General features: G+C 40.7%; 11 protein-coding genes. 3 read left to right on the forward strand and 8 right to left on the reverse strand.

What is annotated here, in order from left to right; translation table 11 throughout:
- Positions 1-188 precede the first annotated feature (188 nt).
- From D2V08_RS15445 to D2V08_RS15465, 5 genes are all read right to left on the reverse strand, one after another.
- Positions 189-1,679 (reverse strand): DUF1593 domain-containing protein, encoded by a 1,491-nt coding sequence (locus tag D2V08_RS15445; protein WP_245980602.1) that lies wholly within the window; start codon positions 1,677-1,679, stop codon positions 189-191.
- A gap of 43 nt (positions 1,680-1,722) precedes the next feature.
- Positions 1,723-3,093 carry a Gfo/Idh/MocA family protein gene (locus D2V08_RS15450; RefSeq protein ID WP_119609172.1) on the reverse strand — a complete coding sequence of 457 codons (1,371 nt, stop codon included), beginning with the start codon at positions 3,091-3,093 and terminating at the stop codon, positions 1,723-1,725.
- Positions 3,094-3,097: 4 nt separating this feature from the next.
- Entirely contained in the window at positions 3,098-3,691 is a 594-nt protein-coding gene (locus D2V08_RS15455) for a gluconate 2-dehydrogenase subunit 3 family protein (RefSeq protein WP_119609174.1), read from the reverse strand.
- 2 nt (positions 3,692-3,693) lie between these two features.
- Positions 3,694-5,400, reverse strand: a complete 1,707-nt coding sequence (locus D2V08_RS15460) for a GMC oxidoreductase (protein WP_119609176.1) — start codon at positions 5,398-5,400, stop codon at positions 3,694-3,696.
- 71 nt (positions 5,401-5,471) lie between these two features.
- Entirely contained in the window at positions 5,472-6,188 is a 717-nt protein-coding gene (locus tag D2V08_RS15465) for an NUDIX hydrolase (protein ID WP_119609177.1), read from the reverse strand.
- A gap of 591 nt (positions 6,189-6,779) precedes the next feature.
- Between D2V08_RS15465 and D2V08_RS15470 the strand changes: the two genes are divergently transcribed.
- The 3 genes from D2V08_RS15470 (at position 6,780) to D2V08_RS15480 (ending at position 15,289) form a co-directional block, all read left to right on the forward strand.
- A complete protein-coding gene (locus D2V08_RS15470) occupies positions 6,780-9,977 on the forward strand; it encodes a SusC/RagA family TonB-linked outer membrane protein (RefSeq protein WP_119609676.1) in 3,198 nt (1,065 codons plus the stop codon).
- A gap of 4 nt (positions 9,978-9,981) precedes the next feature.
- A complete protein-coding gene (locus D2V08_RS15475; RefSeq protein WP_119609179.1) occupies positions 9,982-11,685 on the forward strand; it encodes a RagB/SusD family nutrient uptake outer membrane protein in 1,704 nt (567 codons plus the stop codon).
- A 265-nt stretch (positions 11,686-11,950) separates the two neighbouring features.
- Positions 11,951-15,289 carry a VCBS repeat-containing protein gene (locus D2V08_RS15480; protein WP_119609181.1) on the forward strand — a complete coding sequence of 1,113 codons (3,339 nt, stop codon included), beginning with the start codon at positions 11,951-11,953 and terminating at the stop codon, positions 15,287-15,289.
- 17 nt (positions 15,290-15,306) lie between these two features.
- Here the strand turns inward: D2V08_RS15480 and D2V08_RS15485 are convergent, their stop codons facing one another.
- Genes D2V08_RS15485 through D2V08_RS15495 form a run of 3 tightly spaced genes read right to left on the reverse strand, consistent with a single transcriptional unit; the run spans position 15,307 to position 19,309 of the window.
- Positions 15,307-16,365: a serine hydrolase domain-containing protein gene (locus tag D2V08_RS15485; RefSeq protein WP_119609183.1), complete on the reverse strand. Its 1,059-nt coding sequence runs from the start codon at positions 16,363-16,365 to the stop codon at positions 15,307-15,309.
- A gap of 15 nt (positions 16,366-16,380) precedes the next feature.
- On the reverse strand, positions 16,381-18,003 hold the full coding sequence (locus D2V08_RS15490) for a serine hydrolase domain-containing protein (RefSeq protein ID WP_119609185.1): 1,623 nt from the start codon (positions 18,001-18,003) through the stop codon (positions 16,381-16,383).
- A gap of 7 nt (positions 18,004-18,010) precedes the next feature.
- Positions 18,011-19,309, reverse strand: a complete 1,299-nt coding sequence (locus D2V08_RS15495; protein WP_119609187.1) for a M20/M25/M40 family metallo-hydrolase — start codon at positions 19,307-19,309, stop codon at positions 18,011-18,013.
- Positions 19,310-19,317 lie beyond the last annotated feature (8 nt).

Raw genomic sequence — 19,317 nt, forward strand, 5'->3', positions numbered from 1 at the left:
TTAATGAGTAAATAAAGGTAACATAACGTGTTGAATAATAAAAAAGGCCTTGTATTTCTACAAGGCCAAGAGTGCAAAAGAAAACGCTTAACTAAACTCAATTAAACTAACTAGCACCCTAAATCTTAAAAAACTATTCATCTGTAAGCGTTATTTTATTTTGATGGACACTTGGCAAAGATGTACGTTCATTCAATTTTTATGATTACTCGCTGGTAACGGGTCAGGGCGGGAAAACCAGTATCCGTACCTTCCACAATAACATGATATTTTTCTCCTATTTTGGCAGTTTCCGGTATTTGTACGGAAACCTTATTGGTATTCAACTCAATGCTTGCAGCACCATCTCCGGCTTCGACATAAGGCCAGACTTTAAAAGACACAGGATGTCCATCTATATCCTCCCCTGATAAATTTAAATCGATGATTTCACCTGGTTTGGCATGGATGGCATTTCCCTCTGACACTGAAATATTTGGAGGGTGATTCGCCTCATCAAAAGATTTTATGCACCAATCGGCTCGAGCAGCAAAATCAAGCTGCATTGGTTTTATCCAGCGGGTTTGCGCGTAACTCTTATCCATTTCACCGGTTTCTGGATTTAAATCCGAGGCGGCTTTACCATCTTCATAACGGTGCGGGTTTTCTTCAGATTGAACAAATCTACCACTCCAGCCTCCACGTGATGGATTCTCATAATTGTCCAGACCTACATCTACTAGGTGCAAGAATGCTGGAGAGTCACCTTCGGATATAAAATCGTATTTGGAAAAACTGCCACGTTCGGTATTCGCAATTTTTAAAATATCCCCTTCAAAATGGTTGGGGTCACCTTCCTGTTTTTGCCCATCTCCGTAGGAATAGTATTTTTTTAACAATGGACCGTGGTCATTTATAATGTTAGCCCCCATAAAACTACCTTCCAAATAAGGTTGTTGACTTTTGGGAACCACTTGTTTCCATGGATAGGCAAAACACCAAAATTGGTTGGCGTTGTAAAAAACACGGATTTTTGGCCAGTTGGGTCCAATATATTTTTTGTAGGTAGCATCTTGGTCCATGATGGTATAGATGATGGCTTTTTTTGATACCCCTTCTTTGATGCTTTCCCAATCTTTATGGTCGGAATAGTCTTCTTCAATGGATTTTAATGCTCTTGCAATTGTGTTTGTGCCGCCCCAGGCCTGAAGAAAAATTTCACGAGGGTCTTCGTCCAGTAATTTTTGGGCAATCCACGCCGAACCCTCCGTCCGATTGTCCATTTCTCCCTCAAAATCAATATTGCCAACCTTTACCATCGCCAATAGCTCTTTGGCGGTAGGATAGTTTTTGTCGTGTAGCAACAAGTTGGGATGCACCTTTTCATATTCGGCCAATACTTCTTGTATCCATGAGGTGCCTGGCCATCTCAACTCACTTCGTTCCCCATAAATATTTCGGGTCATTTCCATTTCAGATACCATGGTGGTTCCCTTTCCATCGCCTTTCCAATGCCACATGGAACTGGAGTATATTATACCTTCGGTATCAAATTCGTTAGTGTACATTAAAAATCGAATGAATGTATCCACATCGTCAATTTCTCCATCGGTGGTGATAATGGTACGTTTAATATCGTGTTGGGAGAATCCAAAAGTGATCATGAAAAGAAGAGGAAGTAAAAGGTTGATTTTTTTCATGGTTCTTACGATTGTCGGTTGAAAGTCAAGCATACTTTTCTAGTTATAATATGGATTCCGAAGGATGCTGCCATGGTCCGCGATATTTTCGTTTTAGTAGTGATGTGGCTTTGGAGTCATCCACAATGATTTGCTTTTGTGGATTGTAGACCAATGGCCGATTCAATCCCATGGAAAGATTGGCCATGATACAGCTTGCGGTGGAAATGTGCCCCTGTTCCACATCGGCAACTGGTTGTCTATCATTCTCAATAGAATCCAACAAATCCAACATATGACCACGGGTTGCCGGTGCGGTATGAAGTTCGATACCTTCTTCCTTTAAATCCTCTGGATATTGAGCACGTTCGTAAACTACCTCTCTTTTTATGGTTTTACCACCATTATTTGGAATAAACTCATATTGAAATACACTTCCTTTAAAGGTTCCTTTTTCACCATATATAAAAAATGCCCAAGGATATTCGGGATCGGTAGGGGTGCCCCAGCTTCGGTGTTGCCATACACAATTGAGCTCATCAAATTCAAAAATAGCGGTTTGTGTATCGGAAGTATTGGCAATAGAATCTTTTTGCACATAAATCCCACCAGTGGAACTAATTTTTTTAGGCCATCCGAGCCCCAACATCCAACGAACGGCATCCAACATATGGACGCACATATCTCCTACAATGCCATTTCCGTATTCCATAAAGGCACGCCATTTTCCATGCGGTAAGCCTATAAATGGTCTCAATGGAGCTGGGCCTGACCAAAAGTCGTAATCAAAATGATCAGGAACTTGTTGAACTGGCGGATTTGCATTCCATCGCATGTTGTAATAACAGCACATTTCCACGTGCGATATTTTGCCAAGCAATCCGGCATCAACAATATTTTTCTTGCCTTCAATTAAGTGGGGTGTGCTTCTACGCTGTGTACCTACTTGTACTTTTTTTCCAAGTTTTCGGGCCGTTGCCAGAATGGCTTCGCCCTCCAAAATATCAAGGCTAATGGGTTTTTGAAGGTAAAGATGGGCACCCGATTCCATGGATTCAATGGCTTGGAGTGCATGCCAATGGTCGGGTGAACCGATCAGAACAATATCCAAGTCTTTTTCAGCCAGCATTTTTCGATAGTCTTGATATAATCTTGGCTTCTTACGGGATTTTTGTCGTTGTGAAACTAAATTGGCCGCTTCTTCCAAATGCTTTTGGTCCACATCACAGAGTGATACGACTTCCACATGGGCTACTTGTATGAGTTTAAACAAATCACTTTTGCCATACCATCCACAGCCAATAAGTCCAACATTCCATTTTTTTTGGGAATAGACCAAATCTAGACCGTATGCACCAAACGATGAAAGAGCCAAGGCAGCCGTAGTACCTTTTAAAAACTTTCTTCGGTTGATATAAAATGGTGTGGATTTCATAAATCTAAAGACTCCACTTATTGCCTACTTCATCTAGGTTCAGACAACCATGGTAGGCTCCTGGAATAGGGTCGTAATTCAACACATTTTTCCCAATTTGCTCCGAGGTGAAATAGCCCCATAATGCGGTCGATTTTAATGAGCGATAGAAGCCTACCGGTTCTGGGTTTCCAATGGCTGTTCCCCAAACACTGCTTCCAAATTGACCGGAATTTTCCTCCGCTTTTTGGAGCGCTTTTATTTGGTCGGATTCAGACAGCGAGACAAAGGCATCTCCGTAATTGTTTCTGCAGTCATCATTGAATTTTTTGATTTCCTTTTGAACATTATTTTGTCCATTGGTATCGTACAAATAGGTATAGACCTTATCGATAAAAATGTCAACTTTTACATCCAAAGCCCCAGGAGTTTCTGTCCGCGGCAAAATCATATCCACTATTTTGGATACGAAGGCGGCTTCGTCCATGGTTAAAAATTGCGGTTGCCAATCAACTCTAGATTCGTTTTTACATGATTGCAGCAATGTGAGTAATGAAGGGCCAGCGACAGCAGCTGCTGCCATACTTCCCGTAAATTTTAAAGCTTTTCTCCGGTCCATGATCAAATGTTGAATTTTTTAAGTTCTTCTACTGCATAATTTGCAGCCCTTGCGGTAAGTGCCATATAGGTAAGTGAAGGATTTACACATGAGTTGGAAGTCATGCAGGCACCATCGGTCACAAATACATTTTTCACCGAATGTATTTGATTGGTACCGTTCAAAACTGATGTTTTTGGGTCGCGACCCATACGTGCCGTTCCCATTTCGTGAACACCGTAGCCTGGTTCGTGTTCATTATCAAAGCCAACTACATCTTTCACTCCAGCCTTTTCCAACATCTCCACCGCGTCTTCTTGAATTTGCTTGTTCTGGGCCAGTTCATTTTCCTTGTATTCACATTCGATGGATAGGGTAGGTTGCCCCCATTTATCGGTTACCTCCTTGTTGAGATATACCTTGTTATCGTGATAGGGAAGACACTCTGCAAAACCTGTAATGAAGAATTCCCAAGGCCCTGGTTTCATAATACTGTCTTTGTAATTGCCTCCAAATTCTTTGCGGTTGGCGGCTTCGCTATTGCCCATACGGTAACCTCCACCTTGATATCCAAATCCACGTAAAAATTTATCCGTTTTTGAGTTTTCATCAATGTTCCAATACCGTGGGATATAAATTCCGTTTGGCCGGCGTCCGCTGTAATATTTGTCATCAAAGCCTTCAACTTTTCCAAGGGCGCCAACGCGATACGTGTGATCCATTAAATTGTGCCCCAATTCCTCACTATCGTTGCCCATTCCATTTGGAAAACGGTGGGAGGTGGAATTCAATAGTATTTGTGTTGTACTCAAGGTAGAAGCGTTACAAAAAATGATTTTTGCTTTGTACTCAATAGCTTCATTGGTTTCGGCATCAATAATTCGTACCCCTGAAGCTTTGCCTTTTCCTTCATCGTACATAATGGACTGAACAATAGAATAGGGTCGGAAAGTAAGGTTCCCGGTGGCATTGGCTGCTGGAAGCGTCACTGCATTACTGCTGAAATATGCTGCGTATGGACACCCTCGACTACATCGATTACGATATTGGCATTGCCCTCTACCATTCAGTGGTTGGGTTAAATGCGCTACCCTCCCAATTATCATATGCCTTCCGGGAAAGTTGCTCTCAATTCGTTTTTTTACTTCTTTTTCCACACAGTTCAGTTCCATTGGGGGGAGGAAGTGACTATCGGGAAGCTGCGGTAATCCTAGCGCTTCGCCACTGATACCGGCAAATTTTTCTACGTAAGTGTACCATGGCTCCAAATCTTTGTAGCGTATGGGCCAATCTACTCCGTGGCCATCTTTGGCATTTGCCTCAAAATCCATCTCACTCCAGCGGTATGTCTGTTTGCCCCATAAAAGGGAGCGGCCACCCATTTGATGGCCACGTATCCAAAGGAAAGGTTTTACCTCGGTATAGGGGTTTTCCTCGTCGTTGGCATAAAAATGTTCTGTATCCTTACCAATAAACCCGGAGCGGATGGCCTTATAATGTTTTTTTTGTTCCTCGGGTGTTAATCCACCACGAAGTTCCATGTCCCACGGGTCAAGATTGGCCGTGGTGTAATCTTTTGGGTGTTCCACCATGGGTCCTCGCTCCAACACCAAGGTTTTCAATCCTTTTTCGCAGAGCTCTTTGGCTGCCCATCCACCGCTTATTCCCGAACCGATTACAATGGCATCATAAGTATATTTTGGATCGGCATCAATATTAAAGTTTGGCATTTTGGTATTTTGTTTTGTGTTTTACACTCTAATGGTTTTTGAAGACTAAAGTGTATCGATAAAGGGACTGTCTACGTATTTTCTATTTTATCCTTGTCAAAACTATAGAGATAAGGAGCTTTATTTGCAGCTCCAGTAAACAATTTTTCGTGTCTTTTTAAAATATCCATATTAAGTATTTTACGTTGGAATGTAGTACGCCGTAATTTTTTGTTCAGAATGGTTTCATGAACCTTTTGTAATTCCTTCATGGTGAACTTTTCAGGTAGAAGATTTATTCCGATAGGTTTTTTAAGAAGATCGGTTCTAATGACTTCCAAAGCTTTTTCTACGATTTTTTCATGATCCATCATTAGCGGGGGAAGGTTATTAATACTGTACCAATTTATAGAGTCGGAATATTTATTGGGTTTGGGCTTTACTTGGTTATAGTTAATAAGGGAATAGTATCCGATAGTGATAAATCTATCCAACATCCAATTATCTTCTTCTAACTCATAACCTAGTCCACGTGCAATTATTTTTGTTGGTTCGGGATCCGATCTTTTCAACATTCCAAAAGTGTGAAACTGCTCCAAATGTATTTTATTCAGTCCCGTACGTCTCTTAACCCCTTCTTTAACCGCATCGAGCAAATTTTTATCACGCCGAATGTAACCTCCAGGTAGTGCAAACATGCCCGAGTTTTGGTATTCAAGAACCAAAATTTTTAACTCCTCTCCAGTAAAACCAAAGATTACGGTATCAAAAGAGACGTTGGATAAATATTTATTTTTTGACGGCAACATATTATAAACATCGCAAAATTTATATCGAAAAAATACAAATATGAAAAAATTAAATCTTATTGTTCCAAAATGATACAATAAAAACTTAAATAAATAAGAATGCATTATTTCGCATAGCGATAGCTTTTACTAGTAAGATTCCGATTCTAAGTGTTTAAATAAACTGGTGGTTCTAGAATATTTAACACAGTTATCAAAAAATAACACTTTTAAAATCTTGACTGCAGCGGAAGATAAAACAGATACTAAATACAGGGACACGAACAGATAAAGATTAAGACGTTTGGATATAAAGTTGATGAATGCGATGAGAAACAATAAAATATCTAACAATATGACATTTTATTGTTGATTTTTTGGTGACCAATATTGGTTTTTTTAAACATATTAGTAACATAACCAAGCCACGCCCTTACATGGCTGAGAGTTTTTCAAAATATCAAATCAATATTTAAAGAGGGTAAATTTTAAATTTATTAATATATGGTGTTAAAATATTGCCAATTATAAAATTTTAACTATTATTGTTCCAGATTGAGACAATATGCACTGTCGAAATCAATGTATGTAACTAAACTAAATGAACTATTTATGAATCAAAGCAAAATTCAGATTTTGACAAGATTGGCTGATACGGTTAAGACCTTTCGGACATTTTATTTGTCAATGGTATTGATGTTGGTGGGTGGATCCACAATGGCCGCTACCCCAAATTTGGAGGATACAGCTCCTCCCTATCAAGTAACCATTACGGGTACTGTTTTGGATGACTTTGGAGCACCGTTACCAGGTACCAATGTTATTGTAAAGGGTACTACGAATGGTACGCAAACAGATTTTGATGGTAATTACACCATCACGGCTGCTTCCGACGCAACCTTGGTTTTTTCCTATGTTGGATTTAAAACAACGGAGATTCCTGTAAATGGGAACACTACTATTGATGTAACCATGGAAGAGGATGCGGCTGCCTTGGATGAGGTTGTGGTAACAGGATACGGTTCCCAAACAAGAGGAGAATTAACAGGTTCCGTGGCAACTGTTGATGTTTCGGAGGCCACAAAAACTCCGGTCGTGAACGCAGCGGAAGCTTTGCAAGGTAGGGTTTCGGGTGTGACCGTAACCAACAACGGTGCTCCAGGAGCGGCTCCAGTAGTACGAATCAGGGGTTTCGGTACTGGTAACAGTAACGACCCTCTTTATATTATTGATGGAGTGCAAACAGATGACCCAGGTATTTTGAACTCAATTAACCCTGCGGATATAGAGCAGTTGAACGTACTTAAGGATGGTGCTGCTGCTATTTATGGTGCAAGGGCATCCAACGGTGTTGTAATTGTAACGACCAAAGGTGGTGGTTATAATCTAGATTCTGCAAAAGTTTCGGTGGATGTATTAACAGGATTCTCTGTGGCAACCAACTTGCCAGATATGTTGAATCCTGAGCAACATGGGGAAATGCTTTGGCAAAGTATTCTAAACGATGGTGGAACTCCTTCACACCCGCAATATGGAGATGGGGCAAGTCCGGTAGTTCCTTCAACAATACAAGGTGTTCCTGTAACTATGAACGTTAGACCAGGAGGTACCAATTGGGTAGATGAAATTTATAGAAGTGCCATTACCCAGAATGCTTCGATTACTTTGGAAAATGGTAACGAAAAATCAAGATTTCTTTTCTCTGCAAACTACTTAAACCGTCAGGGTATTCAAATCCATACCGGTTTTAAAAGAGGGACTGTAAGATTGAACTCAGAGTTTAAAATCGGAGACAGAATTAGGGTAGGACAACACGCCAATATTTCCTTCGATCGAAGAGGTGGTGGTCAGTCATGGTTCAATTTTGCACAAAGAATGTCTCCTTTGGTTCCAGTATATGATACGGATGGAAACTTTGGTGGTAACTACAGTAACGATACAGGCCTATCCAACCCAAACAATCCGGTGGCGGAAGCTACTCGTCAAAAAAATGATTTTGCCAAGACCTTTAGGGTATTTGGTGATATCTACGCTACAGTGGATATTATGGATGGATTGCAATTTAAAACATCCTTTGGTGGTTCCATTAGAGCTTATAACGACAGACGTTTTAGGGCTTTGATTCCAGAATCATCTGAGCCTATTGCCACGAACACATTGAGAGAGGCCGATCAGGACAATTATGAATGGGTATGGACCAATACCTTGAATTATAATAAATCCTTCGGAGACCATAAAATCAATGCGTTGGTTGGTATTGAGGCTTTGGATAATCAGGCAAAAGGAAAAGAGATTACCAGAAACGACTATTTTTTCGAAACACCTGACTATTATTTGTTGAGCAATGGTGGTGGTGCACCAAACGTGGCTTATGCCTATGACAATGCAAATTCTTTGTTCTCTTTATTTGGAACGGTAAATTATGACTATGATGGTCGCTACTTGTTAACTGCCACTGTACGTCGTGATGAATCCTCTCGATTCGTTGGAGACAATAAGAGTGACATTTTCCCATCCTTTAGTGCTGGTTGGGTAGTAAGCAACGAATCCTTTTGGCCAACAGATTCTTTCGTTAGCCGATTGAAGTTGAAAGGTTCTTGGGGGCAATTGGGTAACCAAACACTTCCGGTGAATAACCCAACAATCAATATTTCTGTATTGAGCGAGCAATATGCCAATTATGTTTACACAGGTAACGGAGGCCCGTCACAGGGTGCGCTATTGTCTGCTGCGGGTAACCCTAATTTAAGATGGGAAACCAGTGAAACCACAAACTTTGGTGTAGAGCTTGGATTCTTCGACAACAGATTGAATGTTTCTGCAGAATATTTTAACATCAAAACAAAGGATTTGATCAATCAGGATGAGCAATTGTTCAGTTCTACAGCTATTGATGCGGCTGCACCATTCGTAAACCTTGGTTCCATTCAGAACAAGGGTGTGGATGCCACTTTAAGTTATAGAGATCAGACAGATTCCGGTTTTAGCTATGGAATTGACCTTAATATTTCCCATTACAAAAATGAAGTGGTCGATTTGATCAGTGCTTTCCAAACTGGTTTCGGTGGCTTCAGAACTACGGGTACCGTTACCAGAACACAAGAAGGGCAACCGCTTTCCTCTTTCTATGGTAGGGTAGTTGACGGTATTTTTGCTTCAGAAGCAGAAGTTTCAGCAGCTGCAGACCAAGGGTTTGGAACTCCTGCTGAAGGTGTCGGAAGATTCAGATACGCTGATTTGAACAATGACGGTGTAATCAATGATGACGATAGAACGTTCATTGGATCGCCTCACCCAGATTTCACTTATGGTATTAACTTGACAGCGGCCTACAAAGGATTTGATATGTCCGCTTTCTTCCAAGGATCTCAAGGGAATGATATTTTTAATAATGATAAGGTATACACCGATTTCCCAACATTCTTCAATGCCAACAGAAGTGTAAGGGTATTGGATTCTTGGACTCCTCAAAATACTGATGCTTCGTTGCCGGCATTGAGCCAGAGTATAACAAACAACGAAGGTGCTGCGAATTCTTTCTTTGTGGAAGATGGGTCTTATATGCGATTGAAGAACCTTCAAATAGGTTATACTTTCAATGAGGAGGTTGCCAGTTATTTAGGTATGGATAGTGTTCGATTATATCTTCAAGGAACCAACTTGTTCACTATTACCGGTTATGATGGAGTTGACCCTGAGCTACAACCTAGATTTGTTGATGGCCGTATTGACAACTTGACCATTGGTGTTTCGGATAACAACTATCCTTTAGCTGCAATTTATTCCTTTGGAGTTAATTTAAAATTTTAAAAAAATGAGAAAGAAAATATTATTTTCAACAATTTTGGCAGGTCTGTTGCTATGGGCCTGTAGTAAAGATTTCACGGAAAAGCCTGCAACAGGAGCACTTTCGGATGCAGCTTTGCAAAATGCTTTGGGTGTAGACCTAAAATTGACAGCGGCTTATTCCGCGATGGATGGAGAACGTATTAGTAGACAGGGAGAAGGTGTTGCTGCCGGTGGTGATAACTGGTGGGCTGATGTAGTTTCTGATGATGCCCACCGTGGAAGTACGGACGGTGACAACACTGCTCTTTTCCAGGTCGAAACTTTGGACTGGCAGACTGGTAATAGCTGGTTTTTAGGAAGATGGAGTGCACTTTATGGTGGAGTTAACCGCTGTAATGCCGTACTCGATTTGATCAACCAAATTGAGGAAGGGGATTTTACCCAGCAAGAGGGTGAGGCCTATTTCTTAAGAGGATATTACAACTTTGAACTTCAAAAATTTTACGGTAATCCACCTTTTATTTCAGTGGAGAACTTGGTAAATACAGAGTTCAATCAACCTAACCCTGGTCCAATTTGGGCACAAATCGAATCGGATTTTCAAACTGCTGTTGCAAATCTAGGGGATGATATTGTTGTAGGTAGAGCAAATGCTTGGGTAGCCAAAGCTTTTTTAGGAAAAGTTTATTTGTACCAAGGAAAATATGAGCAAGCCCTACCCTTGTTTAACGATGTGATCAATAACGGACCATATTCCTTGAACGAGGAGTTTGTTAACAATTTTAACCTTGCTGGTGAAAACGCATCAGAATCAATGTTTGCCATTCAGTTTGCAGCAGACGATGGACGTTCTTTTAACGGTAACGGAGCAGGTACCTTGAATTACCCAGGTGGGGGACCATTGGGCACTTGCTGTGGTTTTTACCAACCAACACAAGATTTAGCTAATGCTTATCAAACAGATGGTAGCGGATTGCCATTATTGGATTCCTATGCTGCAACTGATGTAGCCAATGATTATGGAATTACAAGTGAAGAGCCTTTCACTCCTCACACGGGACCACTTGATCCACGAATTGATTATACCATTGGTAGAAGAGGTATTGATTACAATGGTTTTGGTATAAATCCAGGTAAAGAGTGGATAAGGGCAACGTTTGCTGATATTTCTGGGCCTTATTTGCCTAAAAAGAACATGTATCAAGCGGACGAGGTGGATGCCCAACGCGGTACAGGTGGTTGGGGATCGGACTGGTCCGGTATCAACTATAACGTAATGCGTTTTGCAGATGTATTGTTGATGGCGGCAGAAGCAGCTGTGGAACAATCCAGTCCAAATTTGCCATTGGCATTGGAATATGTAAACCGTGTTCGTAATAGGGCCAAGAATATGACTTACGTAAAAACTGAAGATGGTTCTGCAGATGCAGCCAATTATCAAATTGAGCCTTATGCTTCTTTTGATAGCCAAGATTTTGCCCGCAAAGCTATCCGTTTTGAGCGTCGTTTGGAATTAGGTATGGAAGGACATAGATTGTTCGATTTGAGAAGATGGGGCAATGCTCAGGAAACCATCAACACCTATATTCAAAATGAAGCAGATGATTTTGATCAAGCAAGCTATGGTTCCAAGTTTGGAACGTACCAGCCTAAAAATGATTTATTCCCAATTCCTGTGAACGCAATCGACCAAAGTGGTGGCGTGTTGACTCAAAATCCAGGTTATTAGTAGTTTATTCTGAGTTAGTTAAATTCAAGTAAATAGGTTGCCAAAATTTGGCAACCTATTTTGATTATATCCTTTTCTTCATGGCCCCGAATTAATAAAGTACAACATTACATGAAGTATTTGTTATGGTGTCTTTACAATCAGAAATCAATTTTTTGATAAATAAATGATTAATTTTTAGCTAATACAGGATTCCTATTTTGTAGTAATAAAAACTCTTGGTACATTTTATTCTTTTATCAATCTGTAAATATCCTCAACCACAATGTTTAAACATTTCGTTTTAACTGCACTAGTTTCCATATTGGTGATTTCTTGCTCTGAAAAGCAGGAGGATACGCTTTTTTCCCAAGTTTCATCCAATCACTCTGGTATTACGTTTAACAATAAAATTGTTGAGACAGATAGTTTCAACATACTAACAAGTGAATACATCTTCAATGGTGGTGGGGTTGCTGTGGGTGATTTCAATAATGACAATAAACCAGACCTTTTCTTTACTGGAAATCAAGTAACCAATAAATTATACCTTAATCAAGGTGATTTTAAGTTCAAGGACGTGACTAATGCCTCTGGAGTTGCAGCAGCAGACAAGTGGAAAACAGGAGTTGCTGTAATTGATATAAATAATGACTCACTACTTGATATTTATATATGTGCCGCGATGTACGAAAGCCCAGAGGAAAAGGCCAACATACTTTATATAAATCAAGGTGTTGATGATGATGGAATTCCTGTTTTTAAAGAGATGGCCGAAGCATATGGGGTGGCGGATACCGGTAATAGTATGAATGCTGCCTTCATTGATTATGATAAAGACGGCTTTTTGGACTTATATGTGCTCAATAATGTGGATATACATATACTACCGGCAAATTACAGGGAAAAAATCACGGATGGGTCATCCATGAGCAACGATCATCTATATCTCAACAATGGCGACAACACCTTTACAGATGTCACCATAGAGGCAGGAATAACCATTGAAGGTTATGGACTTGGAGTGGCCATTTCCGATTTGAATTATGATAGTTGGCCAGATATTTATGTGAGCAACGATTATCTGAGCAACGACATTATGTATATCAATAATGGTGATGGCACCTTTACAGATAAAATAAGTCAATCTGTGAAGCACCAGAGCAAATTTTCTATGGGCAATGACATTGCCGACTTTAATAACGATGGTTATCTGGACATTGTTACCTTGGATATGCTTGGTGAAACCAATAACAGGTTAAAAACAACAGTTAAATCAACTAGGTATAACGATTATTATATGAATGATAAGTATGGTTACGATTATCAGTATATGCGTAACATGCTTCAAATGGGACAAGGTCCAAATATGCCATACAGTGAAATTGGGTTAATGGCGGGAATAGGCAAAACAGATTGGAGTTGGTCACCACTTTTTGTTGATGCCGACAACGACGGCAGAAAGGACTTGCTGATTACCAATGGCTTTCCTCGGGATATTACCGATCTCGATTTTGGTGAATTTAACTTCAATGTTCAAAAATATTTGAGTACGGCGCAAATTTTGGACTCTATTCCAGTTGTTAAAATACCCAACTATGCCTACCGTAATGAAGGGAATGGACAATTCAAGGATGTAGGTGAAGAATGGGGCTTGAGCATTCCATCCTTTTCCAATGGGGCCGCATTTGCAGATCTGGACAATGATGGCGATCTAGATTATGTGGTGAACAATATCAACGATGAAGCATTTGTTTTCCGGAACAATCTAGAAGTGAAAAAGAATGAGAATAAAAACTTTCTCAAACTGGACTTTAAAGGCCCAAAGTCCAATCAAGCTGGTTTGGGTACCAAGGTGGCCATACGTTTTAAAGATGGAACATTTCAATACTACGAACACCAGTTAAATAGAGGGTACTTGTCTACGGTGCACAATACGGCACATTTTGGCTTAGGCCCACAAAAACAAATTTCATCACTGGAAATTGTATGGCCAGATGGAAAATTTCAGATTTTGAAAGATATACAAAGCAATCAAATCTTAAGCGTTGATTATAGTGAAGCAACTTCCTTAAATGGTCAACAATTAGCATTTCCTTTGGCGCCTAAACAGACCAATCCTTTTTATGAGGAGATTTCGGAAAAAATAGGAGTCAATTTTGTGCACGAGGAGACGGATAAAATCGATTTTAATGTCCAACCTACCTTACCCCATAAATTAACACAAAGTGGTCCTCGCCTGGCAAAGGGAGACATTAATGGAGATGGTTATGAGGATTTCATTATTGGCAGTTCCTCTGGGTACTCACCCATGATTTTTGTTCAAGATTCCAAGGGCTCATTTACTGGCACACCTTTATTTGAGGACGAAGCATACAAAATGAGAGAAGAAACAAGTATTTCCCTTTTTGATTTGGACAATGATGGAGATTTGGATATCTACATGGTGGCAGGTAGCAACGAGTTTGATTTGGATTCTCCATATTACAAGGATTATTTGATGATAAATGAAGGAAATGGAAAATTTATCAAGGCTGTGGATAGAATGCCGGAAATTAATTCGAGTGGGTCTGTCGTTGAGGCCGAAGATTTTGATGGTGATGGTTACGTAGATCTTTTTGTTGGTGGTCGCACCCCTTTTTCACAATACCCCAAACCAGATAACTGCTATCTGTTGAAAAACGAAAAGGGTAAATTGGTCGATGTGACCGAAACATACAACAAAGCATTAAGGAACCTAGGTATGATCACAGATGCCAAATGGGCCGATTTGGACGATGACAATATGAAAGATCTTATTTTGGTCGGAGAATTTATGCCTGTAACCGTTTTCATGAATAAAAAAGATTCCTTTCAACAAATGGAACAAACGGGTATGCAACAACTTTCAGGTTGGTGGGAATGCGTGCTGGCACAGGACTTTGATGGAGACGGCGACGTGGATTTGATTGCCGGAAATTTAGGAAAGAATAACCTATATCAACCATCCCAAGATAGGCCCGTTACCATGTTGGCCAAAGACTTTGACAATAATGGAGCTGTGGATCCAGTATTGTTTGCCTATTTCAAAAGTGATTTTGAGGATTCTACCTTTAAACCGTATCCCGTTAATTTTTGGGGAGACCTTATGAGTCAAAGCCCTTTGTTTAGGAAAAAGTTTAATTATTTTCGAGAATATGCAGCCACTACCAAAAGTGAATTATTCACTGCCGAAGAACTTGAAGGAGTGGATGAGTTAATGGCCAATCATGATCAAACTACTTATTTTGAGAATAACGGAAATGGACAGTTTACGATGGGAACCCTTCCATGGCAAACACAATCAGCGCCCATAAAATGTATGATTACAACCAATGCAAGCGGTACTGCTTCCAACGATGTGCTGATGATAGGAAATGACTTTGGCAATGAAGTTTTCATCGGCAGGTACGATGCCTTCAACGGAGGTGTGCTTGTTGGCGACGAAAAGGGCGGATTTGAGTTCAAAAATGCTGAGGAAAGTGGGTTTAAAGTTACTGGTGATGCCAAAGACATGATTCAGGTGGAAAATGCCAATGGTGGCAGTCCCTACATTGTGGTAACTCAAAATAGAGGTAAGGCTTTGGTGTTTACCAAAACCGAATAATTCCTTACTTAAAAAAATTATTGCTGCATATCAAAGATTTCCGCAGCCTTTTTGGCAACATTGATTCTGATTTTGGATGGATTTGCTCTTCGATATGCAGCTTTTGTTTTAAATGCTAGAACGGTTTCAATGGCAGGGTATACGGTAATATTTTGTCCCATGGCTCCCTTTGCGGAATATGCGCCTTCAAAGCGTTCATCATCAACATTTTTCCATAACCACCACATGTAGCCATATCCGTAATTCACACCACTACCTTTAAATACGGGAACATTTTTGTTCAATTCTATATGAGTGGTTCTGGTTTTGAGCATTTCATCCACCCAAGATTCACTGATCACCTGCATGTCTTTCCATTTACCCTTGTTCAGCATTAACAAGCCCACCCGAGCCATGTCCCTGGTAGAAAACCACATGGGATAGGCCAAGTATTTGGAAATGGAAGTATTGCCTTGTTTATGCTGTGCGGAGCGGTCCCAATCTTGCATATGTAATGGATTGGCCAATTGTCGTTCCACTTCATCATAGATATTTGTGCCGGTTTCCTGTTCAAAGATGAAGCCTGCCACATTAAAATCCCAATTGCTGTACAGCCAATGGGAACCTGGTTCAACAGAGCCTCGTTCTGGTGCATATTCCTGCATTCCGCCAGGGTAGCCTTCGGGATGGTAGACCCCGGATCGAGCTGAAATAATATCTTTGACCGTTGCTTTTTCCTCTATGGGAAGAATTCCTTCCACATCATCAATTCCCAGTTCCTTGATGGTCTTGGTCAAATCAATGGTGCCATCTTCCACATATTGTCCGTAAAGCATGGACAGCACACTTTTTCGGCACGAAGCGATGTAGCTCAACTCTTCCAAATCACCAAAATCAAAAACCACTTTCCCCTTGTGTACGATCATTAGCCCAGTGATTTTTGTGCTGTCGATCAAGTATTCCCTAAAAACTTGGGATTTATCGTTTTGCCACGGTTTTGCTTCTTCTTCGTTGGCATCATGCCAGACCCTATCTGGGAATGTTTGTGCTCCCAAGCTTAGGGTGCAAAGCATTATAAGGATAAAAAATGGTCTCATAGTGGTTGATTTTTGTTATTCGGTTTTCGAAAACCAAAGGTTACGGACCCTCCCGTTGGATATCCAAACCCCTTTGATTTCTCCTTTCTCCCTTTTGATTTTTATGTAGGACAGCGGATAGTTTCCCTCTAGAAGGTCTTTCTTCTTTTGTTCAAGCCTAATTTTTCCATGTCGGATATGATGCGCGTAGAATTCACCTTCTTCGTAATGGATGGTATAAGCCGTTTCAATTTCGGGACTAAAATAGGTGCCAACATATTCGTTGGCCAAGGCTTTGGTCAATTCTTCTTCCTCAAATTTTGAAAATAGCATGGGTTTCCCACTTTCAGGATAAATGGTCATGGTCCCGTTTTCAAACTCGATTTTAGTATCATTTCCAGATTGAACGGCTACAAATTCATCATTTTGAATAGGTAAATAAGCGTTTCTACCAATGTATAGCGTATCTCCACCTGTGGTTAACATACGTTGGGAATAGGTTTCATCACCCCAATAAGTACCTGCATAGGATTCCATTTTCTTCTTGGAAACTTTTGCCACTTTCAAATCTTTGTTTGATGGAGTCTCTTCAAAAATGATTTCTGCAATTTGATTGGATTTTCCTCCAGCTCCTGAACTTGAAAAGTTGGTAATAACTGCAATACTGGTCTTTTCATTCGGAAAAACAGCAATATTGGATCTAAAGCCACCAATGGAACCGCCATGGCTTACTCGTTTTTTACCAAACAGCTTATCAACATTAACCCCAAAGGCATATTTATTAAAGCTACCATCATTGAGTGGGTCAAGGGTTTGCATGGTATCGAATGCTGCTTTCCACCCAGGTAATGGATCATAATAATTTTTCAAATATTTGAGCAGGTCATCCGTTGTGGTGTGCATGTTTCCAGACCCGACATAGCCCCAATATTCCACAGACCGAACAAAACCATCCAAAGTTTGGTTGTACGAAGTAGCGTTGTTAGGAACAATTCTGTCGTAATCAGGCCCAACATAGGTGTCGTTCATCCCTAAAGGGATGAAAACTTCTTCTTTCATATAATCCACAAAGGAGGTCTCCGTAATTTTTTCAATGATGTTGGCCAAGAACATAAAGCCTGTATTACAATACATATATTCCGAACCAGGTTCAAAATTGAGTTCACTTTGCTTGGCAATGATTCTATCCAGGTCTGCATTGGTCCTTGCATCATCACCGCGCCAACCAGCTAATCCGAACAGTGCATGAAGACTTCGTAATCCACTCGTGTGATGAAGCATATCTCTTATAGTGATCTCACTTCCAAAAGGCGCAAGCCCATCAATATATTTGTCTATCGTATCATCTATGGAAAGTTTGCCTGCCAAGTGCAGTTTTACAATGCCCAGCGCACTGAATTGTTTGGATACGGAGGCTATATTGAACCTAGTGCCAGTGCTGTTCGGTACCAAATATTCCATACTGGCCAAACCGTATGCCTTGGAGAATATCACATCATCTCCTTGCATTATGGCAATTGCTCCACCGGGATGATTGGGCTTGTTCCATTGCAAGAACAAACTATCAATGTTGGCCCATTGCTCTTCACTTATTTGAGCGCTTACCCAAGTGCAGAAAATAAAGACGAGCCCGAAAAGTAATTTTGGAAACAACTTCATGGTCACCTTATTTAGCTAGACCTGCTTGGGACAATGTGATCAACAAGGCCAATTGAATGGATTCGTCGTTTTCTTCGTCGTTTAAATACCATTCGTGCAAAGAATGCGCTCCGCCACCTTGACCGCCACGACCAATACATACGGATGGAATTCCTTTGGAAACAGGTATGTTGATGTTGGTTGACCCTCGTCCTAATTGGGGTGTCTCACCAAAAAGTTTGGTAGCTGCCATGGTTCTTTGAATCAAGGGGAGGGAAGCAGGTAATTCTCCTGATGGTCTATCTCCAATTTTAATGAGTTCGTAAGTTACTTCTCCACGTACACCACTGGCATTGTACTCAGAAATCGCTTTTTCCACGGATTCTTTGAAAATGATTTCGATTTCGTCAAGATTTTTTGGGTCAATGGCACGCATATCCACTTCCATCCAAGATTCAAACGGTATGGAGTTTACAGAGGTTCCGCCTCCAATTCTACCCACGTTGAAACTGGTTTTGGGGATGTTTCCAGAGGTATACTCCCAGGCTGCTTCTGAAAAAATGTCAATGGCTTTTCCCAAGGCGTGGTGCGGGTTGGCCAATCCAAAAGCACCCCAAGAATGGCCGCCTTGGCCTTTCACCATTAATTTATAGCGTTTGGATCCCAATCCGGCATTGCTGATTCTACCAAGACCGCCACCATCAATGGCAATCCAAGAATCGATATCCAATCCCGATTCGTTGAACATGTATTTCATGCCACGTAGGTCGCCCAAACCTTCTTCACCCACTGTGCCCACAATCAACAGGTCTTTTTCGGTTTTGATATCAGCTTTGTTCATAGCCTTGAGCATACTGATTAACATGGCCAAACCTCGGGTGTCATCACCAATACCTGGTGCTTTTAGGGTATCACCCACTTTTTTAACGGTAACATCGGTTCCTTCGGGGAAAACAACATCCAAATGGGCATCCACACCTACATAGCCCGATTCACCAGAGGTTCCTTTTCGCAACCCGATGACATTCCCAACTTTGTCTGTCCAAATACTGTCCACGCCAGCTCCTTCCAACATTTTGGCAAATACCTTACCTCTTTCATCTTCCATAAAAGGAGGAGCCAAAACTTCGGTCAAGGAAATAAGGTCTTCTGTAGTTTGGTCCATTTGTGCTTTGATATGGCCAAAGGCTTCCTTGACCTGTTTATTCTTGGCCAAGCGTTCCACTTCCTTCGTGTATTTTTTGTTGATTTCTGCACTTTCCTGGGCCAAAACTGCATTGGTGAAGAGGCCGGAAATTATCAAAATGCTTAGTGTAATATGTTTCATTCTCATGT

It is taken from the genome of Flagellimonas lutimaris, from assembly GCF_003581615.1.
Lineage (GTDB): Bacteria > Bacteroidota > Bacteroidia > Flavobacteriales > Flavobacteriaceae > Flagellimonas > Flagellimonas lutimaris.

Bases quoted from the DNA above. Each gene is read 5' to 3' on its own strand.
- D2V08_RS15495 (WP_119609187.1), bottom strand. From the start codon at position 19,309: ATGAAACATATTACACTAAGCATTTTGATAATTTCCGGCCTCTTCACC.
- D2V08_RS15485 (WP_119609183.1), bottom strand. From the start codon at position 16,365: ATGAGACCATTTTTTATCCTTATAATGCTTTGCACCCTAAGCTTGGGA.
- D2V08_RS15455 (WP_119609174.1), bottom strand. From the start codon at position 3,691: ATGGACCGGAGAAAAGCTTTAAAATTTACGGGAAGTATGGCAGCAGCT.
- D2V08_RS15490 (WP_119609185.1), bottom strand. From the start codon at position 18,003: ATGAAGTTGTTTCCAAAATTACTTTTCGGGCTCGTCTTTATTTTCTGC.
- D2V08_RS15475 (WP_119609179.1), top strand. From the start codon at position 9,982: ATGAGAAAGAAAATATTATTTTCAACAATTTTGGCAGGTCTGTTGCTA.
- D2V08_RS15450 (WP_119609172.1), bottom strand. From the start codon at position 3,093: ATGAAATCCACACCATTTTATATCAACCGAAGAAAGTTTTTAAAAGGT.
- D2V08_RS15480 (WP_119609181.1), top strand. From the start codon at position 11,951: ATGTTTAAACATTTCGTTTTAACTGCACTAGTTTCCATATTGGTGATT.
- D2V08_RS15470 (WP_119609676.1), top strand. From the start codon at position 6,780: ATGAATCAAAGCAAAATTCAGATTTTGACAAGATTGGCTGATACGGTT.
- D2V08_RS15460 (WP_119609176.1), bottom strand. From the start codon at position 5,400: ATGCCAAACTTTAATATTGATGCCGATCCAAAATATACTTATGATGCC.
- D2V08_RS15445 (WP_245980602.1), bottom strand. From the start codon at position 1,679: ATGAAAAAAATCAACCTTTTACTTCCTCTTCTTTTCATGATCACTTTT.
- D2V08_RS15465 (WP_119609177.1), bottom strand. From the start codon at position 6,188: ATGTTGCCGTCAAAAAATAAATATTTATCCAACGTCTCTTTTGATACC.